General features: G+C 64.8%; 21 protein-coding genes. 11 read left to right on the top strand and 10 right to left on the bottom strand.

Features of this window, described 5'->3' with window-relative positions:
- Positions 1-148 precede the first annotated feature (148 nt).
- On the bottom strand, positions 149-1,072 hold the full coding sequence (locus EWV37_RS03425) for an HpcH/HpaI aldolase/citrate lyase family protein (protein WP_129699795.1): 924 nt from the start codon (positions 1,070-1,072) through the stop codon (positions 149-151).
- Between the two features lie 194 nt (positions 1,073-1,266).
- Between EWV37_RS03425 and EWV37_RS03420 the strand changes: the two genes are divergently transcribed.
- Both EWV37_RS03420 and EWV37_RS03415 read left to right on the top strand, forming a co-directional pair.
- Positions 1,267-2,436 carry an acyl-CoA dehydrogenase family protein gene (locus EWV37_RS03420; RefSeq protein WP_129699793.1) on the top strand — a complete coding sequence of 390 codons (1,170 nt, stop codon included), beginning with the start codon at positions 1,267-1,269 and terminating at the stop codon, positions 2,434-2,436.
- A gap of 43 nt (positions 2,437-2,479) precedes the next feature.
- Complete coding sequence (locus tag EWV37_RS03415; RefSeq protein ID WP_129699791.1) at positions 2,480-3,025, top strand: MaoC family dehydratase; 546 nt, start codon at positions 2,480-2,482, stop codon at positions 3,023-3,025.
- A 60-nt stretch (positions 3,026-3,085) separates the two neighbouring features.
- On the opposite strand, the gene EWV37_RS03410 is transcribed toward EWV37_RS03415, so the two are convergent.
- Positions 3,086-3,754 (bottom strand): GntR family transcriptional regulator, encoded by a 669-nt coding sequence (locus EWV37_RS03410; protein WP_238663037.1) that lies wholly within the window; start codon positions 3,752-3,754, stop codon positions 3,086-3,088.
- 196 nt (positions 3,755-3,950) lie between these two features.
- Between EWV37_RS03410 and EWV37_RS03405 the strand changes: the two genes are divergently transcribed.
- The 3 genes from EWV37_RS03405 to EWV37_RS03395 all read left to right on the top strand — a co-directional run bounded on the left by EWV37_RS03405 (position 3,951) and on the right by EWV37_RS03395 (position 7,655).
- Positions 3,951-5,456, top strand: a complete 1,506-nt coding sequence (locus EWV37_RS03405; protein ID WP_202976174.1) for an SLC13 family permease — start codon at positions 3,951-3,953, stop codon at positions 5,454-5,456.
- Positions 5,457-5,489: 33 nt separating this feature from the next.
- Positions 5,490-6,647, top strand: a complete 1,158-nt coding sequence (locus tag EWV37_RS03400) for a CaiB/BaiF CoA transferase family protein (RefSeq protein WP_129699789.1) — start codon at positions 5,490-5,492, stop codon at positions 6,645-6,647.
- Positions 6,648-6,839: 192 nt separating this feature from the next.
- Positions 6,840-7,655, top strand: a complete 816-nt coding sequence (locus EWV37_RS03395) for an alpha/beta fold hydrolase (RefSeq protein ID WP_129699787.1) — start codon at positions 6,840-6,842, stop codon at positions 7,653-7,655.
- Between the two features lie 3 nt (positions 7,656-7,658).
- On the opposite strand, the gene EWV37_RS03390 is transcribed toward EWV37_RS03395, so the two are convergent.
- A complete protein-coding gene (locus tag EWV37_RS03390; protein ID WP_095798594.1) occupies positions 7,659-8,639 on the bottom strand; it encodes an LLM class flavin-dependent oxidoreductase in 981 nt (326 codons plus the stop codon).
- 117 nt (positions 8,640-8,756) lie between these two features.
- On the opposite strand from EWV37_RS03390, the gene EWV37_RS03385 reads away from it, so the two are divergent.
- From EWV37_RS03385 to EWV37_RS03365, 5 genes are all read left to right on the top strand, one after another.
- On the top strand, positions 8,757-9,428 hold the full coding sequence (locus tag EWV37_RS03385; RefSeq protein WP_095798595.1) for an alpha-ketoglutarate-dependent dioxygenase AlkB family protein: 672 nt from the start codon (positions 8,757-8,759) through the stop codon (positions 9,426-9,428).
- Positions 9,429-9,532: 104 nt separating this feature from the next.
- On the top strand, positions 9,533-10,060 hold the full coding sequence (locus EWV37_RS03380) for a flavin reductase family protein (protein ID WP_095798596.1): 528 nt from the start codon (positions 9,533-9,535) through the stop codon (positions 10,058-10,060).
- Positions 10,061-10,245: 185 nt separating this feature from the next.
- Entirely contained in the window at positions 10,246-10,935 is a 690-nt protein-coding gene (locus EWV37_RS03375; RefSeq protein ID WP_238663036.1) for a flavin reductase family protein, read from the top strand.
- A gap of 48 nt (positions 10,936-10,983) precedes the next feature.
- Positions 10,984-12,021, top strand: a complete 1,038-nt coding sequence (locus EWV37_RS03370) for a pirin family protein (protein ID WP_095798597.1) — start codon at positions 10,984-10,986, stop codon at positions 12,019-12,021.
- A gap of 185 nt (positions 12,022-12,206) precedes the next feature.
- Entirely contained in the window at positions 12,207-12,758 is a 552-nt protein-coding gene (locus EWV37_RS03365; RefSeq protein WP_095798598.1) for a YceI family protein, read from the top strand.
- 38 nt (positions 12,759-12,796) lie between these two features.
- On the opposite strand, the gene EWV37_RS03360 is transcribed toward EWV37_RS03365, so the two are convergent.
- Positions 12,797-13,087, bottom strand: a complete 291-nt coding sequence (locus EWV37_RS03360; protein ID WP_095798599.1) for a hypothetical protein — start codon at positions 13,085-13,087, stop codon at positions 12,797-12,799.
- 45 nt (positions 13,088-13,132) lie between these two features.
- Positions 13,133-13,585 carry a cell division protein CrgA gene (locus EWV37_RS03355; protein ID WP_095798600.1) on the bottom strand — a complete coding sequence of 151 codons (453 nt, stop codon included), beginning with the start codon at positions 13,583-13,585 and terminating at the stop codon, positions 13,133-13,135.
- Positions 13,586-13,757: 172 nt separating this feature from the next.
- Here EWV37_RS03355 and EWV37_RS03350 point away from each other — a divergent pair, with 172 nt between their 5' ends.
- Positions 13,758-14,399, top strand: coding sequence for an anthranilate synthase component II (locus tag EWV37_RS03350; RefSeq protein WP_129699785.1), 642 nt, complete (start codon positions 13,758-13,760; stop codon positions 14,397-14,399).
- Between the two features lie 138 nt (positions 14,400-14,537).
- Here the strand turns inward: EWV37_RS03350 and pknB are convergent, their stop codons facing one another.
- Genes pknB through EWV37_RS03325 form a run of 5 tightly spaced genes read right to left on the bottom strand, consistent with a single transcriptional unit; the run spans position 14,538 to position 22,925 of the window.
- Positions 14,538-16,538 carry a Stk1 family PASTA domain-containing Ser/Thr kinase gene (pknB, locus tag EWV37_RS03345; RefSeq protein ID WP_129699783.1) on the bottom strand — a complete coding sequence of 667 codons (2,001 nt, stop codon included), beginning with the start codon at positions 16,536-16,538 and terminating at the stop codon, positions 14,538-14,540.
- Positions 16,539-16,544: 6 nt separating this feature from the next.
- On the bottom strand, positions 16,545-18,341 hold the full coding sequence (locus tag EWV37_RS03340) for a protein kinase domain-containing protein (RefSeq protein ID WP_129699781.1): 1,797 nt from the start codon (positions 18,339-18,341) through the stop codon (positions 16,545-16,547).
- Positions 18,338-19,783, bottom strand: coding sequence for a peptidoglycan D,D-transpeptidase FtsI family protein (locus EWV37_RS03335; RefSeq protein WP_095798604.1), 1,446 nt, complete (start codon positions 19,781-19,783; stop codon positions 18,338-18,340). The genes EWV37_RS03340 and EWV37_RS03335 overlap by 4 nt, the downstream gene beginning before the upstream one ends.
- Positions 19,780-21,384: an FtsW/RodA/SpoVE family cell cycle protein gene (locus EWV37_RS03330; RefSeq protein WP_238663035.1), complete on the bottom strand. Its 1,605-nt coding sequence runs from the start codon at positions 21,382-21,384 to the stop codon at positions 19,780-19,782. Before EWV37_RS03330 ends, EWV37_RS03335 begins: the two co-directional genes overlap by 4 nt.
- The gene (locus EWV37_RS03325) at positions 21,381-22,925 is read right to left on the bottom strand and encodes a PP2C family protein-serine/threonine phosphatase (RefSeq protein WP_095798605.1); all 1,545 of its coding nucleotides are present in this window, start codon (positions 22,923-22,925) and stop codon (positions 21,381-21,383) included. The genes EWV37_RS03330 and EWV37_RS03325 overlap by 4 nt, the downstream gene beginning before the upstream one ends.
- Between the last annotated feature and the right edge of the window lie 3 nt (positions 22,926-22,928).

Genomic DNA, 22,928 nt, shown 5'->3' with positions numbered 1-22,928 from the left:
ACCGGGGCGGGCGGCGTCGGCATGTGTGTGGGAACCATTTCGTGCCGCCTTACTGCACGGTAAGGTGCCCTACCCTGCAGTAAGGCGTCATCAAATGGCGATCGGGCCTGTGGGGTTGCCGGTGAGACGTTCCGGCGGGCTCGCGCGGCTAGGAGGCGGCCTGCTCGGCGTCCTTGAGAATGCGCTCGGCTCGCAGTTTTACGGGGCGGTCGACCATCTGACCGCCCACGGTTCCGACGCCGTCGGCCACGGCGAGAACTTCCTTGGCCCATTCGACGTCCGCCTCGCTGGGGAGATAGGCCTTCGCAATGATCTGTGCCTGGGTCGGGTGCAGGCACAGCATTCCGCCGAAGCCATCGGTCATCGCACGCTGGGCGGCACCCTCCGTGGCCTCTGCATTGCGTACGTCCGGTTCGGGAGAGTCCAACGGTGCAGGCAAATTGCCCAGCCGGGAACTCAGCACCACATTGGCTCGCGCCAAGGATATCGCCGCACCCTGCGGTTCACAGCCGAGATCCACGGCGAGATCCAGTGCACCGAGTGTCAATCGGACCACCGGGGTGCACGTGGCTAGCTCGGTGGTGTTGGCGACGCCTCGGGCGGTTTCGACCAGCGCCACGATGGGAATGTCCGGAAGCTGCTCGGCAACCTTCATGACCTGTCCCGCGGATTCGGCCTTGGGAATCATCACCGCGAACGGGGCAATGGAAGTTCCGTTCTCTCGTCCAGCGGGGGGTGTCTCGCCGGTGGTCTGCCCGAGCTCTCCTTCCGCCTTGCTCCCGGCCGAGCCGCGAGTGGCCTCGAGGCAACGAGCGAGTTCGGCGACGTCGGCCTGGCCCACCTCGGTCGCGATGTCGTTGATGCGCACGGTGAGCCGACCCGGCGTGACGTCTCCGATGAGGTCGGCGAGGTTGTCGCGTGCGGAGTCCTTGTCGTCCGGGCCCACAGCGTCCTCCAAATCCGCGATCGCGGGACTGGCGGCTAGCGCCTTGTGGACGCGATCGGGGCGCGTGAGCGGGGCGAACAACGCCGTGCGGGTACTCAGAATCTCGTGCTGTTCCGTTGAGGTCATGAAAATATATTCGCACAGGAGAGCTACTACTGCCAGAGTTCCCGCGGCATCTGTGCGGAAATATGTGACCTGAAATCTCAGGCAGGGGGTTGAAAAGCTCACCGCAGTACTGCAATATATTGAACATTACTCGCGATGGCGTGTGGTTTGAATCACCCATTGGAGCGCGACTGACACTGTGAAGGGAGCCCGGCGTGGTTCACAAGGACACTGAACGGCAAGCAGAACTCCGACAGACCGTGCGCGATTTCTGCGCCGACTTCGGCAACGAATATTGGCGAGCCAAAGACCTGGAGCGTTCCTACCCCCAGGAGTTCGTGGACGGAATCACCCAGAAGCGACTGCTGGCCGCGCTGATCCCGGAAGAGTACGGGGGACTGGGTCTGGGCATCTCCGAGGCGTCCATCATCATGGAGGAGATCAACCGCTCCGGTGGTCACGCCGCCGCGTGCCACGCCCAGCTGTACACGATGAAGGCCGTGCTCAACCATGGTTCCGAGTGGCAGAAGAAGGAGTACCTGCCGTCCATTGCGGATGGCTCCCTGCGTCTGCAGGCCTTCTCCATCACCGAAGAAGCAGCCGGATCGGACACCTCCAGCATCCAGACCCGCGCCGTCAAGGACGGCGACGACTGGGTCATCACCGGCCACAAGAACTGGACCAGCCGCATCGATGAGTCCGATCTCCTGCTCGTCCTGACCCGCACGGCGGACAAGGACGCGGCGGACCGCAGCGCCGGCTTGACGTTGTTCCTGGTTGATCTGCGCCAGGTGCGTGCCGAGCAGCCGGACGCGCTGCGCCCGGTCAAGGTGCGCACCATGTTCAACTACGCCACCAACCAGATCTTCTACGAAGGCCTGCGTGTGCCCTCCTCCGCAGTGGTCGGCGAAGTGGGTAAGGGCTTCCGCTACGTGATCGACGGCTGGAACATGGAACGCATCCTGCTGGCCGCCGAGGCCATCGGTGACGGTTACTGGTTCATCGACAAGGCCGTGGACTACGCCAAGAGCCGCGAGGTGTTCGGTCGTCCCATCGGCGCCAACCAGGGTGTGCAGTTCCCCATCACGGAGGCGTACATGAAGCTGCGTGGCGCGGATGCCATTCGCTGGGAGGCCTGCGAGCTGGCCGACGCCAACGAGCCCTGCGGTGTGGAGGCCAACATGGCCAAGTACCTCGCGAGCGAGACCGCGTGGGAGGCTGCCAACGTGTGTCTCAACACGTACGGCGGTTACGGCTTTGTGGACCAGTACGACGTGGAGCGGAAGTTCCGCGAGAACCGCATGTACCAGGTGGCTCCCGTGAACAACAACATGATCAAGGCGTTCATCGGCACCAAGGTTCTGAGCATGCCTCGCTCCTACTGAGCGCGGAGCCCTTCAATTTCTTGAGATGTGAAAGGAGACTCCCGTGAGCGAGTCGAACTACAAATCCGGCTGGGAAGGCCGGTTCTTCGAGGACTTCGAAGTGGGGGATCGCTACCGGCATCCGCTGGGACGCACCGTGCTTCCCGTGGACAACAGCTGGTTCACGCTGCTGACCCAGAACACCGCGGCCATTCATTTCGATGCACATCTTGCCGCTCGAACCGAGTTCGGGAAGCCGCTGGTGGACTCCACATTCACCCTGGCTCTGGTGACGGGGCAGTCCGTCACGGACATCTCCCAGAACGTCTTTGCCAACTTGGGCTGGGACAAGGTGCGGCTGCCGAACCCCGTGTTCGAAGGTGACACCATTTACTCCGAATCCGAGGTGCTGTCCAAGCGCGACTCGAGTTCCCGACCGGAGGTCGGCATCGTCACGGTACGGACCGTGGGTTACAACCAGGACGGGGTCATTGTGATCACCTTCGAGCGCACCATCCTGGTCTATCGCAAGGCACACAGCCCCGCGCTGGGTCGCAAGGATCCCGTGTGGGACGAACGTTCCCTCAAGGCAGCGGGTATCCAGAATTAGACAGTCCGTGCCCAATTGCTGAGCGCTAGAGCGCTCGCAAGACGTACATCGCCGTCCGGATCACTTCTGGGCGGCGATGTGCTGTGCCAACAGCTCACCCGCGTGGGCGACGTGCTCGGCCATGGCGACCCGAGCGGCGTCGGCGTCGTTGGAGCGGAACGCCGCGATGATGCGAGCGTGGTCCTCCGCCGAGGCCTTGGGCCAGCCCTCGATGGAGCCGTAGAAGCTGCGCGGCACGTAGTGGGTCACGATCGCCAGGATGCGCGCGAGCTTGGGGGCGTCCGCCAGCAGGGTGATGTGGCGGTGGAACGCGTGATTGCGTTCCTCGACCACGTCGACCAGGCGTCGCACTGCGGCGGCGTTGATTTCGAAATGAATGGCTTCCAGTTCGTCGACGTCCTGAGGCGTCGCGCGTTGGGCGGCGCGCGCAGCGAGCTCTCCGGCGATGAGTTGTTGAGCGGTGAAGACGTCCTCGATGTCCTGGGGCGTCAGCGGGTCCACGGTAAATCCCTTGCCCGGAATCAAGGACAGGAAGCCCTCCGTGGTGAGCGCCTGGAGGGCCTCCCGGGCGGGGGTGGGGGAGATGCCGATTTCCGGGCCAACGGTTTCGGGGCGGATCACGTCCCCGGCGGAGTAATGACCGTCCAATATTTGGGCACGGATGTGCTCCATAGCACGGCGACTCATGGTCCCGCGGCGATGGGCCGGGGGTTGGTTGGGCCCGGACATGGCCTCTCCTCGGTGGATTGACGGTAGGTGGCTGCTGTTTCCCCTTGAACTATATGGCTTCTCAGTTCTGAACAGGGGCTGACATCCCCGAGATTTCGCGGCAGATGGGCCTTCAAAAGATTATTGGTCCCAGGGGGTGACAGGCGTCACAGTATCCAATATATTGAAGTGCATGTCTCAAGCAAAGGTGGCGGGTATGAGTGATCAGAACTCACGCTCTATAAGCAGTACCGGGATGAAGCAGTCTCCCGGAATGGCCGAAAACGTCGGTGAGGCCAGTCATTACAACCGCAGACTCATTGGAGTCTTCGGGGGTATCGCCCTGGGTGCTCTGGTTTATATATTGATGCCTTCCGATCTTCCGCACGAGACCCGTGTGACAGCCGCCATCGGCATCCTCATGGGTGTGTGGTGGGTTTCGGAGGCCGTACCTATCCCCGTCACCGCGCTGACGCCGCTCGTGCTGTTCCCGGCGCTGAGTGTGGCGCCGTTGGAGGACATCGCGCCCTCCTACGCTAGCGACATCATCTTCCTGTTCATGGGCGGCTTCCTGCTGGCATTGACCATGGAACGGTGGAACCTGCATTACCGCATTGCGTTGAACGTCGTGCTGCGGGTCGGCACCAAACCGACACGGTTGGTGGCCGGCTTCATGCTCGCCACGGCCCTGTTGAGCATGTGGGTGTCCAACACCGCGACCGCCATGATGATGATCCCCATGGGTATGGCCGTGGTGAAGATGGTCGAGGAGCGCCGGATCGGGCTGCAGAAGAACTCCAAGTTCGGCATCGCTCTGGTGCTCGGCATCGCCTACGGTGCGACCATTGGTTCGTTCGGCACCATGCTCGGCAGCCCGGCCAATCTGATCGTGGTGGGTTACCTGCGTGAATCGCTGGGTGTGCCCGTGACCTTCCTGCAGTGGATGCTCGTGGGCGTTCCCGTCATGGCCGTCATGTACGTCATGGGAGTGTTCGTACTGACCAAGTGGGTCTGGCGCCCCGAGGTCGATGAGCTGCCCGGCGGCCGCGAACTCTTTGAGTCGGAGCTGGCCGGGATGGGCAAAATGTCCACCGGCGAACGAATGATTGCCGTGATTTTCGGCGCTACCGCCATCTGCTGGATCGTCCTGCCCTTGATCTTCCCGGATACCTGGATCACGGACGGCGTGGTCGCCATGACCGCCGGTCTTTTGACCTTCCTGATGCCTGTACGCCCGTCTCGCGGTGTGATGCTCATGGACTGGAAGTCTGCGGAGAAACTTCCATGGGGGATCCTCATCCTGTTCGGTGGCGGCTTGGCGCTGTCCTCTCAGATCACCGGTACCGGCCTGTCCACATGGATCGGTGACGCCGTGGCCGGCCTGGGAGCTTTGCCCGTGTGGCTGATCCTGTGCGTCATGGTGGCCGTGCTGTTGATGCTGACCGAGTTCACGAGCTCCACGGCAACGGTGGCGGCTTTCGTCCCGGTGGTCGGCGGTATCGCTGCCGGAATTGGCGCAGACCCCGCTGTCTTCGTGGTCGCTGCAGGCCTGGCGTGCATGTGCGCGTTCATGTTGCCCGTCGGCACGCCGCCCAACGCAATTGCCTTCGCCTCGGGCGCCGTGACCATGCAGCAAATGGTGCGCACCGGTATCTACATGAACATCGGCGCGATCTTCGTGGTCGTGGCAGCCGGCCTGTTCCTGGTGCCCCTCGTCTTCTAACGACCTGTAGTTCTAATCCCCGAAGGAGATTTCATGACTACGTCAGCAACCAACTCGCTTCCCCTGGACGGCATCACCGTGGTGTCCATGGAGCAGGCCGTGGCCGCTCCGTTCGCCACTCGTCAACTGGCGGACCTGGGTGCGCGCGTCATCAAGATCGAACGTGCCGAGGGTGATTTCGCTCGCAACTACGACGAAACCGTCAACGGCATGGCCAGCTACTTCGTGTGGCTCAACCGCGGCAAGGAGTCCGTGGTGCTCGACCTCAAATCCGAGCAGGGCAAAGAGGTCATGCGCGGGCTCATGAAGGAAGCCGATGTGCTGGTGCAGAACCTGGCACCCGGTGCGGCCGAACGGCTGGGGCTCGGGGCGGAAGCTCTGCACGAGATCAATCCCCAGCTGATCCACGTGTCGATTTCCGGTTACGGGATGGGCGGTTCCTACACCAAGCGCAAGGCCTATGACCTGCTCATCCAGTGCGAGTCCGGGTTGCTCTCCGTCACGGGCACCCCGGAGGCTCCGGCTAAGGTGGGCGTGTCCGTCGCGGACATCTCCGCGGGCATGTACGCCTACTCCGGGATCCTGGCGGCTTTGATTCAGCGCGGGAAGACCGGCAAGGGTCAGGTGCTCGACATCTCCATGCTCGAGTCCCTGGGGGAGTGGGTGCAGCAGACCTACTTCTTCGCCGAATACGGCGGTAAGGCTCCGCGTCGTGCGGGAGCTTCCCACGCGAGCATCGCCCCCTACGGCCCGTTCCAGACCTCGGAGGGCACGGTCTTCCTGGGGATCCAGAACGAGCGTGAGTGGCAGTTGTTCTGCGATCAGGTGATTGAGCGCCCGGACATGGCACAGAATCCGCGGTTCACGCCCAACGCCCGCCGCGTGGACAACCGGGAAGAACTGGACGACATCATTGCCGAAACCACCTCCACCCTCAGCACCGAGGAGTTGCAGGCACGATTGGACGCCGTGGGGATCGCGAACGCGCAGTTGCGAGACATGCACGGGTTCTCCGCGCACCCGCAGCTGGCCGAGCGCAATCGTTGGCGCGACGTCGACACCCCGGCCGGCCCGGTGCGCTCCATGATGCCCCCGGCCACCTTGCAAGGCACCGAGCCCGCCATGAAGCCCGTGCCCGCCCTGGGTGAGCACACGGACGCGGTCATCAAAGAGTTCTTGCGCGAGGCCTAACTGTCCGTGCCCGGGCCTCACCCAGATTGACGACGCCGCTCGCACCCTTCCCGGGGCGCGCGGCGTCTGCGCTGCGCATGCGAACCATGTCGTAACGCCTTACTGCGCGGTAAGGCACCCTACCCAGCAGTAAGGCGTCATCAAAGGGTGCATCGTGGAGCCCCCCGCCGGGCGGCTGGCATCATGGGAGCCATGAGCCGTTCCGCATTCACCACGCACACCGCACACGTCAACGACATTGACCTCGCCTACACGGATGAGGGCCAGGGGGCCCCGCTCGTGTTGTTGCACGGTCACGCCTACGACCGTTCCATGTGGGACGGCCAGGTCAAGGCCTTCACCGAGCAGGATTGGCGCGTGATCGCCCCGGACCTGCGCGGATTCGGGGCATCAGAGGTCACTCCCGGGATCGTGTACACCGAGGAATTCGTGGCGGACGTGATCGCTCTGCTCGACGAGCTCCAGGTCCAGCGGGCGGTGCTGCTGGGCTTCTCGATGGCCGGACAGGTGGCCATGCAGCTGGCTGAATCCCACCCGGAGCGTGTGAGCGCTCTGATCATCAACGACACGGTGCCGCAGGCCGAGGACCCGGCGGGGCGGCGTCGTCGTCACGTGGCCGCTGACGGAATCGTGAGCGGCGGCATGGACGCCTACGGCGAGGCCGTGTTGCCCAAGATGATCTGGGAAGAGAACGTGGCGCGGCTGCCCGACGTGGCCAAGACCGTGCTCGAGATGATTCAGGCGTCACCGCTCGAGGGTGCCACGGCGGCCATGCGCGGCCGCGCCGAACGCAACGACTTTGTCGAAACGCTCAAGAACTTCGACAAACCCGCCCTGGTGATCGCCGGCGACAATGACGCCTTCGACGGCGGCGCAGCCCAGCGCATGGCCGAGCTGCTGCCGCACGGCGAGTTGGCGGTGATCAGCAACAGCGGCCACACGCCCAACATGGAGAACCCCACCGAGTTCGACGCCGCTCTGGGCGCCTTCCTCGGCAAGCTCGCCTAGGGCCTACTTGTTCCAGGCGTTGGCCAGCAGCTCCATGCCCCCGAGGACGTCCTCCTGGCGGGTGGCCACGGGGGAGATCATCAGCTCATCCGCATCCGCGTGCTGGGCGAAACGCTCGAGGTAGTCGACCACGGTGTCCGGGGTGCCCACCGCGGTGTACTTGAGCATGTGGAGTACCTGCTGCGCGGCGGGCGAGGCCATGACCATGTCCATCTCGTCCTCGGTGAACTCGCGGCCACGGCCCACCATCATGCGCACACGGGCGCGCTGGGTGGCTTCGAGCTGGCGAGCTGCGTCCTCAGGATTCTCGGAGACGATCACGTTGACCGCCGCGATCACATAGGGCTCGGCCAGCTGCTCGGAGGGCTGGAACTGGGTGCGGTACGTGTTGACCGCGTCCGCCAGGGCGTCCGGGGCGAAGTGCGAGGCGAATCCGTAGGTCAGGCCGTAAGAGGCCGCCAGCTGCGCACCGAACAGTGATGATCCAAGGATGGTCAGCGGCACGTTGGTGTTGGCGCCGGGCATGGCGGAGACGCCGGGGATACGGGAGTTTCCGGTCAGGTACCCCTGCAGTTCCTTGACGTCCTGCGGGAAGCTGTCCGCGGACTGCGGGGAGCGGCGCAGGGCCTGCAACGTGCGCTGATCGGTTCCGGGAGCGCGGCCCAGGCCCAGGTCGATGCGTCCCGGGTAGAGCTCCTCCAGAGTGCCGAACTGCTCGGCAATCGTGAGCGGCGAGTGGTTGGGAAGCATCACGCCGCCTGCACCCAGCCGGATCGATTCCGTCTTAGCCGCAATGTGCGAGATCAACACGGCCGGCGCAGAGGACGCAATGGTGGGCATGTTGTGGTGCTCCGCGTACCAAACCCGGGTGTAGCCGAGTCGCTCGGCCTCCTGCGCGAGGGTAACGGAATCCGCGAAGCTCTCACCCACGGACTGGTTCTTGCGGACGGTTGCGAAATCAATGACGGACAGCGGCTGGCGCACGTAATACCTCACTTCTCGATGATGGTTTCTAGGGGAAATAACGGCTCGTGCGGCGGTATAATTCCCACGGTTCTTGGGGCGCTTATGGCTGTCGGGGGTGCTGCGTAGGCTTGATGCATGGCCGAATTCGAGGTCAACGAATTGTTCTCCGTACCGCGTGAGCGCCAGGAACCGGCGCCCGGTGCGGTGCATATCCCTGACTGGCTGGACACCGAACAACAGGCCCAATTGGTGACCCAATGCCGCGTCTGGGTCAGGGATTCTCCCATGCGGCACCAGGTCATGCCCGGCGGGGGTCGGATGTCCGTGCAGTCGGTCATGCTGGGTCGTAATTGGCGGCCCTACCGGTACGGCGCGAGTGCTGGGCCGGGGGTCCAAGAGCTGCCGGGGTGGCTCGTGCACATGGGGCAGCGTGCCGCGGCGGACGCGTACGGCGAGCTGAATGAACTCGCGTTGAACTTCGAGCCGGACTCCGCGCTGATCAACTACTACGATTCCCAGGCCCACATGGGTATGCACCAGGACAAGGATGAGTACTCGGCCGCGCCCATCGTGTCCCTGTCGCTGGGGGATACGTGCGTGTTCCGGTTCGGCAACACCGAGACCCGTACCGCGCCCTATCAGGACATCGAACTGCGCTCCGGGGACCTGTTCGTGTTCGGCGGCCCCTCACGCTATGCGTTCCACGGTGTACCCAAGGTGTATCCGGGAACCGGCGGTCCGCAGTTGGGGATGAAGCACGGCGGCAGGCTCAACATCACGCTGCGGATGACCGGGGGGCAGGGGTAGCGAGTGGCTTGGCTGGGGAATGAGCGAGCGGCCCCGCCGGGAAAGGTGAGGTAGCGGGGCGGGGTCGGGCGCGGCGTCGTCGGCGGAAATGCCAGACTGAACGCATGGATGTTGAGGCAGTAGATCCGGAACCCACCGACGAACAAGTCGACCGCTATCGGTTGTTGGCCGGTGACCACGCGGCCGGCGTGGGTGTGGTGTGCGCGCGGCACCGGGGTAAGGACCACGCGGCCACGGTCACGGCATTCGCAGATGTTTCCTACGATCCGCCCACCATGCTTGTGTGTCTCTACGACATGGGGCGAATCTGCGAGGCCGTGGAAACCTCCGGTGTGTGGACCCTGAGCCTGCTGAACTCGTCCCAGCGATCCGTGGCCAATTGGTTGGCGAGTCCCGGTAACCCCGTGGACGGGCTGCTCGATTCCGTTCCGTTCCACCGCACGGAGAGTTCCGGAACTCCGGTGCTGGACGGCTCGCTGGCGTGGTTCGAACTCGAGACCGTCTCGAGTCATACCGCGGCCACCCATGAGGTGTTCATCGGCCGCGTGGTGGCCATGGGCCGGGGCGAGGGTGCGGGCAACGCCGACGCACCGCTCGTGCACTTCGCCAAGGAATACCGTTCGTTGCGCTAGCCAACCGCGCTGACACGACCACGTGAGCACCGGGGAGCAGGCAGTAATTGTGACGGACTGTTGCGCTGCGGGATGAACAAATCCGGAGCGGCCTGGAATTGTGGAGAGTCAGCCCCCGTTACAGCTACCACGCGCCTCGCAGTGTTTGAGGCCGTCGACCACGTCCACCTTTGGAAGGACTTTCCATGACAGATCAGCCTCGCAACGCACCATCCGGAGCTTCGCAGCCCGGCGCGGACTCTGCTGATCTGATGTCGCCGGACCGTCACGAGCACGTCCTGGATTCGGTGCCCGCCACCGGGAAAGAAGCGGAGCACGCCTCGGCCAAGGTCGCCGACTTCGTGGCACCCACGGAGGACCTCATCGAGGACGACAACCTGATCAACGGGTTCAAGGCCGCCTTCGGTCAGCACCCCGCGGGAATCGCGATCATCACCGTGGCGGGACCGGAGGGCCCGGTGGGTCTCACGGCGTCCTCATTGTCGTCGATCTCTGCGCAACCGCCCATCCTGGGTTTCTCTCTGCAGGCCAAACGCGGTTCGGCCGCGATCGTGGCCGACGCGGAGTCATTTCTGGTGCATTTCCTGGACGCGGACAATATCGACCTGGCCCGTGCCTTCTCGATCTCCGGCGCCCCGCGCTTCGGCGAGGACATGCCGTGGGAATCGTTGCCCACCGGTGAGCCTCGCCTGCTGGGCGTGCGTCGTGTGCTGCGTGCCGTGCCGCTCGCCCGGGTCAAGGCGGGCCCCGCACTGGTCTTCAACGCGTCTGTCGTGGAGAATCTGGGCGACCAGGGCTCGGGGGAACCCCTGGTGTATCACCAGCGGCAGTTCCACGGGCTCAGCCAACAGTCCGTGATCGATTACCAGATCTGAACGCGGGAACGCCGCGCGTAAGGAAACGGGCAAGGAAAGAGGCACGCAGTGAGCAATATCGAACCGGACCCCTCAGAACAGTTGTGCGGTGAGGACGAGCCCGCGCAGGGCCTCGAGATCATCGACCCCCGTGAGGTTCCGCTGGGCGGGCCGCGTGCCATGCAGGTGCGCCGCACCCTTCCGGCGCGCGGTCGCACCATGATCGGCCCGTGGTGCTTCGTGGACCACTACGGCCCCGATGACGTCTCGGAAACCGGCGGCATGAACGTTCCGCCGCACCCGCACACCGGTCTGCAGACCGTGTCGTGGCTGTTCACCGGCCGCATCGACCATGAAGACTCGGCCGGGCACAAGGCCACCGTGACTCCCGGCAGCATCAACCTGATGACCGCCGGGCGCGGCATTAGCCACACCGAATACTCCACAGCGGACACCACCGTGTTGCACGGTGCCCAGTTGTGGTTGGCGTTGCCGGACGCGTCCCGCGACACCGACCCTGGTTTCGAGGCCTACACCCCGGAGCCCTTGAGCGGTGAGGACTGGGACCTGCGCGTGTTCCTGGGTGAATTCGCCGGGCAGCGCTCGCCGGTGCATTCCTTCCACCCCGTGCTGGGCGCGGAGCTCGTGGTCGACGCCACCGAGCACACCGTTGAGGTCGAGTTCGACCTGAACGAGGACTTCGAACACGGCGTACTGCTGGACGAGGGCAAGACCCTGATCCAGGTGGACCCCGACGACGGCGGCCCCAGGTGTGTGCTCAAGACTGCGCAGCTGGCACACATCGCCACCGGTGCCCGGACAGTGAGGTTCCGGGTCCCACAGGGCGAGCAGGTGATCCTTCTGATCCTGGGCGGTACCCCGTTCGGTGAGCAGATCACCATGTGGTGGAACTTCGTGGGCCGGTCCCACGACGAGATCGTCGCCTACCGTGACGCCTGGCAGTCCGCGATCGACGCCGACGACGCCCCGACCGTCGAGGACGCCGATCCGCACGGCAGGTTCCCGAGCGTCGTCGTTGATTCGCACGATGACGGCGCTCTTCCGGCGCCCACGCTGCCCAACGTGCGGCTCAAGCCCAGGCCGTAGCGCTGCGCTGGCAATTAGAGGAAAACCCGATCCGATCCCGGATCGGGTTTTCCTATGACGCAGATCATATAAATACTTTCTGCGGAATTGGTTGACATCTCAACACGGGCGAGTAAAGTAGTTTCCGAAGCAAGCAATAGTTCCCCGGATAAACGGGGAACGCGACAATTTCAAGGAGAACCCCCATGACTACTTTGAACGGCATGACCACCGGTACCTGGACCCTCGACCCCGCCCACACCGAAATCGGCTTCAGCGTTCGTCACGCTGGCATCTCCAAGGTCCGCGGTCAGTTCTCGGACGTCACCGGCCAGCTCAACGTGGCTGAGGACGCAGCACAGTCCACCGGCGAGATCGTCGTGGCCATGGCTTCCGTGGACACCAAGAACGAAGCTCGTGACAACCACGTTCGTTCCGAGGAATTCTTCGACGTGGCCAACCACCCGGAGATGACCTACCGCATCCTGGGCCTGAACCTGACCGACGGCGAAGGCACCGTGTCCGGCGAGCTGACCCTGCGCGGCGTGACCAAGCCGGTCGAGCTGGAAGCCGAGTTCAACGGTGTGGCCGTTGACGCCTTCGGCGTGACCCGTGCGGGCTTCACCGCTTCCACCGCGATCTCCCGCAAGGAGTTCAACGTGACCTGGAACGCTGCCCTCGAAGCCGGCGGCGTGATGGTGTCCGACAAGGTCAGCATCGACCTGGACGTCGAGTTCGTGGCTCCCGAGGCCAACTGATCCCGCACGTGCGGTCGCTGCGCGGGCCGGGGAGAGGGTCAGCGCAGCGACTGCACGATGAAGTACACCAAGGGCACCAGTACAAGTCCGAGCAGGGCAATCCGCCGCAATCGCACTTCCATGCGAGCGGCGTTGATCTGACGCTTGTTCCCCCCGGTGTCCTGACGGTCTTCAATGAGCGGGGCTGTCCCGGTCGCAGATTCCTGCGGCCGGGACTTTTCCCTGTCCGGAGTCTGATCCGAGCGCGGGGTGGTGTCCCCGGCGTCTCCGGTACTGGCGGGGCCAACTGGGTCAGGATCCGAACCCGGTTGCTGCGGTGACGTGGCCACGATGTGCCTCCTGGGCTGAGAATTCTATGAGCGCAAGCGTGCGGGTCAACGCCATCTGGTGGTCATGATCAGCCCGGTCATCATGAAGACGAGGCCGATGATCAGGTTCCACACGTTGATCCCCGGAATGGGAAGTGTGCCCTGGAACAGGTAGTACACGATGATCCACAGCAGGCCCACGATCATCAGGCCGATCATAACCACCTTGTACCACATGGGGGTCGGCTGGGGCTCGCCGGTGCGGTCGCGTTTGGCTGCCTTGCGCAGGGCCTTCTTGTTCTTCTCGCCCTCCAGCTCGTCCGTGCCGTCCGCCGTTGCGGAGGTGGAGCCACCGTTGTCACGGGCTACCGACTTCTCGAACGCTTCCGCATGACGATTGCGGGGCAGGTTCTGGGCGGCCAGTTCGGTCAGCTGACGATCCTCGTCCGTGATCGCGTACTTCTGGTTGGATTCCAGGGACTCGCGGGACTTACCGAATCGCTTCTTGGGCTGGGACACTACTGATCATTCCTCCTGCTGCGTGGGACGTGCGGGGTTCGGACCCCTCCACGGTACGCATTGCGAGCGTGAGACGCCTGGGCGTAAAGCCGGCGTTCAGTCTACCGCTCACGCGGGCGTAGACTTGCGCGATAGTTCCGTCTAATCGCTTGTACGCGCAGGAGTAGCTTTCGTGTCCGTGAAGATTCTCGTGGTGGATAACTACGACAGCTTTGTCTACACCTTGGTGGGTTACCTCCAACAGTTGGGGGCCGAAACCACGGTGATCCGCAATGACGACCTCGATGTCGCCGCGGTGACCGCTCTGGCCGGTGAGCACCAGGGCGTCCTGCTGTCACCGGGGCCCGGCGCACCGGCGGATTCCGGTGTCTGCCCCGACCTGATCCGCTGGGCCGAACAGACCAGGACCCCGCTGTTGGGTGTGTGCCTGGGTCACCAGGCGCTCGGCGAGGTCTACGGCGCCAGCGTGGGTCACGCGCAGCAATTGATGCACGGCAAGACTTCCCAGTTGATCCACCACGGTGCGAGCGTGTTCGCTTCCGTGCCGTCCCCGTTCACGGCCACGCGTTATCACTCGCTCGCCGTCGACGCCGCAACGGTCCCTGACTGCCTCGAGGTCACCGCGACCACCGAGGACGGCCAGGTGGTCATGGGGCTCAAGCACCGCACCGCGCCCCTGCACGGCGTGCAGTTCCACCCCGAGTCCGTGCTCACCGAGGGCGGGTACCTCATGCTCGGCACGTGGCTCGAAGAGGTCGGGCAGGTGGGTGCCGCAGCCGCGGCCGCCGGGTTGTCCCCGCTCATGACCGCCTGAGAGATCAGCGTCCCGCTACGTTCGGGTCTCATCCGGACGCGACATCACGCACAACCATGACCGGTATCAGCGGTGACCTTCACGGAAACGCCGTGCTCCCCGAGAAGGGGGAGCACGGCGTCGTCGTCTGTGGAGCGGCTAACCCCGGGAGCGGGTAGATGCCGGGGTCGGCCTCTCAGCCTGTTCGTCCGAACCATTGCCGGCCGATTCGGGCTCGGCAGACGGTGTGGGCTCGGCCGAGGTCGGTTCCGCCGTCGGCTCCTCACTGGGCTCCGGCGTGGGGGTGGGTGTGGCCGTGGGTGACGGCGTGACCTGACGCGCAATGGTGAGTGTGACCGTGGACCCCTGGGCCACCGAAGAACCGGCCGGGGCGGACTGTTCGAGCACGGTGTCCGTGGCCTCATCCCGGGAATCCCGGACTGCGATGTTGAAGTTCAACCGAACGTTGTCCGCGCGTAGGGCGCTCTCGGCTTCGGCGCGGGACATGCCCACGACGTCCGGCACGGTCACCCGACCGCTGGAGACCTGCAACTGCACGGGGCTGTCCTTGTCGAGCGAGGTGCCGCCAGCTGGATCGGTGGACATCACCACGTTCTCGGGAACGGTTGCGCTGTTGGCCGTGCTGACCATGCCCACGCTCAGGCCCGCTTCACGCAGGGCATTGCGGGCGTTGTCCAGGGTCTGACCGACCAGGTCATTGGGGACGTCCACGGTGCCGGGCCCGTCCGAGACGGTCACAGCCACGCTGGAACCCACCGCCACCTGATCGCCCGCGGAAGGATCCATGGTGATGACGTGCTTCTCCGGCACGGAATCGCTGTTCTCGGTGCTGAAGGTGGGCTCGAGCTGGGCGTCACGCAGCGTGTTCTCCGCTGTGGTGCGGTCCATTCCCACGACCTGCGGAACGGAAACCATGGACGGCTGCTCCACCTGCTGGTTCTGCCACCACTGCACGCCCAGGACACCGCCGATTCCGAGCCCCGTGATGAGCAGGACGATCAGCACCGCGGGGAGGATCCAACCGTTTCCGCCCTTCTGCTTGTCCCGCTTGGCAGGTGCGGCAGCCGCGGCACCCGGTCGCACGTCCTCGGTGTCCTCATCCGGATCGAGTTCGTAGTGCAGGGGGTCATCATTCGCGTCGACCGGTTGCTCGGCGGTCTCACTGCGTCCGGCTGCGACTACGGCGCCGGCGGCGGCTCCGGCACCCACCGCAGGAAGTGTCTTGGTGTTGGTGTCCGCGGTCTGCGTCGGATCCATCGCCTGAGTGGCCTCGAGATCATCCGGCAACTCCACGAGAACTGTACGCAACGCGCGACGCATCTGAGCGGCGTCGGAAAAGCGATGGTCCCGGTCCTTGGCCAGCGCCCGTTCCATGAACCGGTCCACGGACTTGGGCAGCTGGGGGTTCAACGCCGACGGCGCGGGCGGTGCGTCCCGCACGTGCTGCGCTGCGATCGCGACCGAGGACTCGCCCACGAACGGTGCGCGGCCGGTGAGCATCTCGAACAGCACGCACGCCGCGGAATACAGGTCCGAGCGCGGGTCCACCGAGGCACCGCGGGCCTGCTCGGGGGACAGGTACTGCGCGGTGCCCAGGACCGCTTGGGACTGCGTGAGCGCGGCCTGGGTGTCCTCCACGGCGCGCGCGATGCCGAAGTCCATGACCTTGACCCCGCCGTCCGGGGTGACCTTCACGTTGGCCGGCTTGATATCGCGGTGCACGATGCCCGCGCGGTGGCTGAAGGAGAGGGCATCCAGAATGCCGAACATGTACTCGATGGCCTGCTCGGGGTCGATGCCCTTACCGTGGATCAGTTCCCGCAGGGTCTGCCCGGGGACGTACTCCATCACGATGTACGGTCGGGTCACGCCGTCCGGGCCCTGCGGCTTGATCTCGCCGGTGTCGTAAATCGAGACGATCGTGTGGTGGTTCAGGGAGGCCACTGCTTGTGCCTCGCGCTGGAACCTCTCGTGGAACGTATCGTCCGCGGCGAGTTCGGGTCGCAATACCTTGATGGCTACGCGACGCCCCAGACGGGTGTCCTCACCCACGTGCACAGTGGCCATGCCACCGCGACCGATGACCTCACCGACCTTGTACCGGTCGTTGATCAGGTCTGGCATTGCGGGCATCGGCATGCTGGGTCACCCCTCGGTTCCGGTGCCGGCACCGGAACCCTGCTCGGCGCCGCTCACGCTCTGCTGGCCCTGGGCAGCATCCGAGCGCGGAGCCTCGGCCACGCTCTGCAGCTGACCGTCCGCGGGTGACGACGCCGCGGCGTCGGGATCGGCGGCGGCTTCTGCCGCCGGGGTGGCCGCGGAATCATCGCGGGCCCCGGGGTTCTGGGTGGCGGCCGGGGCGTCGTCGGGAGCCTGGGCGGGCTCGGCGGGCTGCGGTGCCTGCGTCTGCTCCGGCGCGGGGTTCTGTGTGGCCGGGGCATCCTGCGCGGGAGCCTCCGAATCCTGCTGGCCGCCGCCATTGTTGCCGGCCTCGGGAGACCACGCGACGTAGAGGATCACGGTGGAACCCACGGCGACCTCGGTGCCCGCTTCAGGGTCCGAGGAGATCACGGTGCCATCGGGGTTACCACTTCCCTGCTGCAGCCGCTTGTCCACGTTCACACCGAGCTGGGCGATGTCATTGGCTATCTCGTCACCGTTCTGGCCCACGATGCTCGCCGGAAGCGTGACCATCTCCGCGGAGGGGCTCGCGGTGGAAGACGTCACGGTGCCCTGCGGAGTGGAATCGCCATCGTCTCGGTTGCCCAGAGCCCACAGTCCGAAGATCACGCCGCCCAGCAAGAGCAACACCAGGGGCAGCGCCCAGGGCCACGGAGACTTACGCCGACCAGCCGATTCGGAGCCACCCTTGCCCGTGGAGTCGGAGTGCTCCACGGCGTCGAACTGTGCGGTGGAGGGGTGGGCACTGTACTTGGGATCCGGTCTATTGGCGGCGGCTGCGGAACCGACGACCGCCGGTACGGCTGCCGAACCCGTGGAACGCGGCATGGGCCGGGTGCGATCATCCTTGACCGGGGAGATCGCCTCGGTGGGTTGGTCGTCCTCGGGGTGGTCGGGGAGGAACTGAGCCATCCCGGGAACCATGGCCACGGCGGACTTCACGTCGTTGCGTCGGAGTGCATCCACGGCGTTGGCCAGCTTGCCGGCGTTCTCCGGGCGGTCCTGCGGATCCTTGGCGAGCATGGACATGATCAGCGCGCGAACCGGTTCCGGAATGCTGTCCGGAAGCGGCGGTGGCGGATCGTTGACCTGGGCCAGGGCTATGGCGATCTGGGATTCACCGGTGAACGGTCGCTTCCCAGCCAGCAGTTCGTAGCCGATGATGCCCAGCGAATAGATATCGGAGGAGCCCGTGGCGGTCTGGCCCGTGGCCTGTTCCGGCGCCAGGTACTGGGCGGTGCCCATGACCTGACCGGTGGCAGTGAGCGGCACCTGATCCGCCAAGCGGGCGATGCCGAAGTCCGTCACCTTGACCCGGTTGTCCGGGGTGATGATCAGGTTGCCCGGCTTCACATCGCGGTGTACCAGACCCTGCGCATGAGCAGCGGCCAAGGCGCGGGCAGTCTGCCCGATGTAGTTCAGAACGGTGTCCGGCTCGAGCGACTTCTTGCGATCGATCACGTTGGACAGCGGATCACCCGGAACCAGCTCCATGACCAGGAACGCGGAGCCTTCGTCCTCGCCGTAGTCGAAGACATTGGCCACGCCGGGGTGGTTGAGCAGCGCGGTGTGCCGAGCCTCGGCACGGAATCGCTGCAAGAAGGTCGGGTCGCCGTTGTATTCGTCCTTCAAGATCTTGACGGCCACGATGCGGCCCAGGACCTGGTCCTTTGCTTTCCAGACCTCTCCCATGCCGCCTATGGCGATACGTTCTGTGAGTGCGTAGCGCCCGCCCAAAATGGTGTTCGACGATGGTCTCACTGGTTCAACACCGCCTCAAAGAGTTGCTTAGCGCTCGGACTGGTCAACTGTGCACCGGTGGTTACGTCTACGTCTTCGATAACCACTGCCACCGCAATCTGGGGGTCGTTTGCGGGCGCAAAACCAGTGAACCACGAGTCGTTCAATCCTGCTTCGGTTCCCAGCTCTGCGGTACCCGTTTTGCCGCCTACTTCCACACCGGGAACGGCAGCGCCGCCGGCGATACCGTCACTGACGACCTGCACCATGAGGTCCTTGACGGTTTGGGCGGTCTCCGGATCCGTGGAACGGCGCAGCTGCTCGGCCTCGAAGTCCTGGATCACGGACAAATCGGAAGAGCGCACGGTTTTCACCAGCTGAGGTTTCATCATCACACCGTCGTTGGCGATCGCGGCGGACATCATGGCCACCTGCAGGGGAGTGGTGCGGACGTCGTACTGGCCGATCGAGGACAGAGCGAGCTGGGAGTCATTCATGTCCTCCGGGAACAGTGAGGGAGTCACCTGCAGCGGAATGGACAGGTCCTGTCCGTAGCCGAAGTTCTCCGCGGTCTTGCTGATGGCGTCCTGACCGAGGTCCATGGCGATCGACGCGAACGGCGTGTTGCAGGACTGCTCCAGGGCGAACTCCAGGTTCACCTCGGTGCGGGCCGCGCAGCCACCCTGACGGTAGTTGGGCAGGTTGACCGTGGTACCCGGTAGCGGAAGTTCCGCCGGGTTGGGCAGCGTGGAATCGGTGTCGTACTGACCGGACTCCAGGGCCGCCACGGTGTCGATGATCTTGAACGTGGACCCCGGTGCGTAGAGGTCGCCGGCGATGGCGCGGTTCTCCAAGGGCTTGTCCGGGTCGCTGTTGAGCTCGTCGGCGGCGGAGACCACTTCGTCCGCGTTGTGGGACGCCAAGCGGTTTGCATCGTAACCGGGGCTGGAGGCCATGGCCAGGATCTCGCCGGTCTGCGGATTCACCGCCACGATTGATCCCTTGTGGCCCTCCAGCAGATCGTGCGCGGTGCGTTGCAGTTCGGGGTCCAGCGTGAGTTCCACGGAAGCACCGGTGGGCTGATTACCCGAGAACAGGGACACCACACGGTTGTAGAACTGCTCGTCCGAGGCTCCGGACAGTTGCTCACCCATGGTCGCTTCCAGCCCGGTGGCGCCGTAGACCAGCGAGAAGTACCCGGTCAGGTGTGCGTACAGCGGAGAGGATTCGTACACGCGTTGGTGCTCGAAATCGTCCTGGGACGGAACGGACTTCGCGATCTCCTCGCCACCCACCAGGATGGACCCGCGATCCGAGCCGAACTGCTCGTACAGGGCCCGGTTGTTCCAGGGATTGGCCTCGAGTGACTTGGCGGCGAAGAACTGCACGTAGGTCAGCGCCAGGAGAAGGACCATCACAATGGCCACGGACGCGAACCACAGTCGACGAATGGACGTGTTCATTGTGTTCCTCCTTCCGGGGTCGAGCCCGATTGATCTGAAGATTTCGAACCGGAACGCCCTCGGATCCGGGAGATGACTTCGGTGGCCGTGCCTGCGTCGTCGTGGGGTCCACCCGTACCGGCGACCGAGGAGGACAACTCGGTGGTGGGCTCGGAGTCATCGAGCTCACCCTCCCGCTCCTGGTCATCACGCGTGGCCTTCACATGAGCTTGGAGTTCCGCGTAGTCCTCGTCGGTGGCCGGGCCGGTCAGGACCGGTCGACGAGCCGTGTGCGAGATGGCCAGGAGGACCGCGGTGATGATCCAGTTAGACAGCAAGGAGGAACCACCGGCGGACATGAATGGCGTGGTCAAACCCGTCAGCGGCAGCAACCGGGTCACACCGCCGATGACCACGAGCAACTGGATGATCATGAGCGCGGAGAGTCCCGCGGCCAGCAGCTTGCCGAAGTGATCACGGGTACCCAGGGCGGCGCGCAGGCCGCGGGTTGCGAACAGCAGGAACATGCACAGAATGGCGCCCAGACCGATCAGGCCGAGCTCCTCACCGAACGCGGTGATGATCATGTCCGAATTGGCATAGGAGACCAGATCCGGGCGGCCCTGGCCCAGCCCCTGACCGAACAACCCACCGGAGGCCAGCCCGAACAGTCCCTGGACGATCTGACCGGAGCCACCTGGAGAGCGGTTGTAGACCTCGGGTTCAAAGGCGTTGAGCCAGGAATCCAGACGCAGGCTCACGTGGGAGAAGATGCGGCTCGCCACGAAGCCGCCCACCAGCATGAGCGTCACGCCCAGGACGATCCATCCCATGCGGCCGGTGGCCAGGTAGATCATGACCAGGAACAGGCCGAAGAAGAGGATCGCGGTGCCCAGGTCACGCTGCAGCACGAGCACACCGATGGCGATCAGCCATGCGGCGAACATCGGAGCAATGTCCTTGAAACGCGGCAGCCGTACCGGGCCGATCTTGCGGCCGGCCAGCATGATCAGGTCGCGGTTGGTGGACAGGTATCCGGCGAAGAAAATGGCCAGGGTGATCTTGGCGATCTCACCGGGCTGGAACGTCCGTCCGGCCACGGAGATCCACAGCCGTGCGCCGTTGATCTCCACACCCAGGCCGGGCACCATCGGCAAGAGCAGGAGCAACGCGGACAACAGAAGAGAAATGTAGGTGATCTTGCGGAGCAGGCGGTGGTCCTTGAGCAACCAGAGCACGACGCACGCGACCACCATGGCCAACCCGGTCCAGACCACTTGGGTGTCGGAGGCGGTCTGTCCCGTGGAGAGATCGATGCGGTGGATCATGGCCAGGCCGAGACCGTTGAGGGTCACGGCAATGGGCAGCAGGTAGGGATCCGCGTAGCGGGCGCGGATCCACAACACCACGTGGATCAATAAGCCGCCGCCGGCCAGTACCGCACCGCTCGTGATGATGCGCCCCGGGTCCTCGGTCAGCTGATCAGGATCCACCAGGATGTTGGCGCCGATTCCAATGGCCAAGGCGATCAGCAGCAGGAACAGCTCCGTGATCCGCCGGGGTTTGGGCGTGACCTGCTCGTCAGGAGCGTTCGGGGGAGCGCTTGTCACGGCATTGCTCACGAGCCATCACCCCCATTGCTGTTCTCCGGAGTGGCGGAGGGGGAGCGAGAATCCTCCGGCGTGGGCGTGATGACCCTGACCTGGCCCGTGGGCTGCGGGCTGGGTTCGCCGTCCCCGGAGCTCGCCAGCTCGGTCACGATGCGTTCGGCCTCTTGGTGGCTTCCCGCGGGAATGGTTCCGCGCACGCGTTCCTGTACGTAATTGGGCAGACTGTCCACCTCAATGGTGGTGGTGCTGTTCAACTCGCTCAGGCTGATGGGGCCCAGGCTCTGGGACACACCGTTGTAAATGGCCACCTTCCCGTCGTTCTCGCCCACGTAGTACTGCGAAGAGGTCCAGGACTTGGCGGCCCAGCCGCCCAGCAGTAGCGCGAGCGCCGCGAGGCCCAACAGACCGATGACCAGCGCACGACGCCGCTTGCCGCCCTTTCGCTGCCGGCCCTCGCCGAACAGGGCGTTCCTGACCTCGTCCGGGTCTGACGGGATGTCCAGGGTGGAGGTGCGCAGCAGGGTGGCGCGGCGTTGGGCCACGGAATCGGTCACGGTGGGGATGCGACCCGTCTGGGTGGCGTTTGCCGCGGCGCCCACCAGCAGGTGGGGGCGTTCTGAGAGGTCCCGACGCAACGCGGCGGCCGAGGATTCTTCGGCTTCCGCCGGTGTGCGGTGATTGTCCGTGTAGCCGGCACCGGCCACGGGGGAGTCCAGGCTCGAGTTCCAGAGCTCTTCGTCCGCGAGCTGTTCGTCCGAGGTGCGGCTCTCGTCCGGTATTGCACCCACGGTTTCACCCGTGGTGGGGGCGGGTTCGCTGCCCTGGGGGATTTCCTGGACCTCGGCGACCACCACGGTCACGTTGTCCGGGGCTCCGCGGTCCAGGGTGAGTTCCACCAGGGAGTTCACGATCTGGTTGAGGTCTCCGGTCGAGCGCATGATCGATTCGATGGTCTGCGCGTTGACCACCGCGTTGAGGCCGTCCGAGCACAACAGCCAGCGTTCACCCACCTTGGGGGCAATGGTTTGTACTTCGAGTTCGGGGGAGGCGTCCACGTCGCCGAGCACGCGCATGAGCACGTTCTTGTGCGGGTGGCTTTCTGCCTCCTCGGGCCGCAACCGGCCTTCGTCGATGAGTCGCTGCACAAACGTGTGGTCCGTGGTGACCTGGCTGAAGCCTTCATCCTCGGACCAGCGGTACGCACGTGAATCACCGATGTGGGCCACGGAAATCGAGTCGCCGTCGATGAGCAGCGAAGTCACCGTGGTGCCCATGCCACCCAGACGGGGGTTGGTCTGGACCAGCTTGGCCAGGTTCTGGTTGGCGTTCTGGATCTCGTCCGCCAAGATCGTTTCGGCTTCACCTTCGTGACCCGGGTGATCCAGGTGGGTGAGGTCGATGACGGCCGATGCCGAAGCGACGTCGCCACCCACGTGGCCGCCCATGCCATCGGCGACCACGGCCAAGTAGCGACCCGCGTACGCGGAGTCGTCGTTCTTGGAGCGGACCCGGCCGACGTCCGAGCGTGCGGCAAAGCGGAAAGCAATGGGCATGAG

The organism is Kocuria carniphila, assembly GCF_004136555.1.
Taxonomy (GTDB): Bacteria; Actinomycetota; Actinomycetes; order Actinomycetales; family Micrococcaceae; genus Kocuria; species Kocuria carniphila.
The sequence above is the reverse complement of the archived record's forward strand: the minus strand, read 5'-3'. Positions and strand labels throughout refer to the sequence as shown.

Coding starts and splice junctions, on each gene's coding strand:
- EWV37_RS03325 (WP_095798605.1), bottom strand. CDS start 22,925: ATGCCCATTGCTTTCCGCTTTGCCGCACGCTCGGACGTCGGCCGGGTC.
- EWV37_RS03425 (WP_129699795.1), bottom strand. CDS start 1,072: ATGACCTCAACGGAACAGCACGAGATTCTGAGTACCCGCACGGCGTTG.
- EWV37_RS03375 (WP_238663036.1), top strand. CDS start 10,246: ATGACAGATCAGCCTCGCAACGCACCATCCGGAGCTTCGCAGCCCGGC.
- EWV37_RS03365 (WP_095798598.1), top strand. CDS start 12,207: ATGACTACTTTGAACGGCATGACCACCGGTACCTGGACCCTCGACCCC.
- EWV37_RS03405 (WP_202976174.1), top strand. CDS start 3,951: ATGAGTGATCAGAACTCACGCTCTATAAGCAGTACCGGGATGAAGCAG.
- pknB (WP_129699783.1), bottom strand. CDS start 16,538: ATGCCGATGCCCGCAATGCCAGACCTGATCAACGACCGGTACAAGGTC.
- EWV37_RS03335 (WP_095798604.1), bottom strand. CDS start 19,783: ATGAACACGTCCATTCGTCGACTGTGGTTCGCGTCCGTGGCCATTGTG.
- EWV37_RS03380 (WP_095798596.1), top strand. CDS start 9,533: ATGGATGTTGAGGCAGTAGATCCGGAACCCACCGACGAACAAGTCGAC.
- EWV37_RS03410 (WP_238663037.1), bottom strand. CDS start 3,754: ATGTCCGGGCCCAACCAACCCCCGGCCCATCGCCGCGGGACCATGAGT.
- EWV37_RS03385 (WP_095798595.1), top strand. CDS start 8,757: ATGGCCGAATTCGAGGTCAACGAATTGTTCTCCGTACCGCGTGAGCGC.
- EWV37_RS03400 (WP_129699789.1), top strand. CDS start 5,490: ATGACTACGTCAGCAACCAACTCGCTTCCCCTGGACGGCATCACCGTG.
- EWV37_RS03395 (WP_129699787.1), top strand. CDS start 6,840: ATGAGCCGTTCCGCATTCACCACGCACACCGCACACGTCAACGACATT.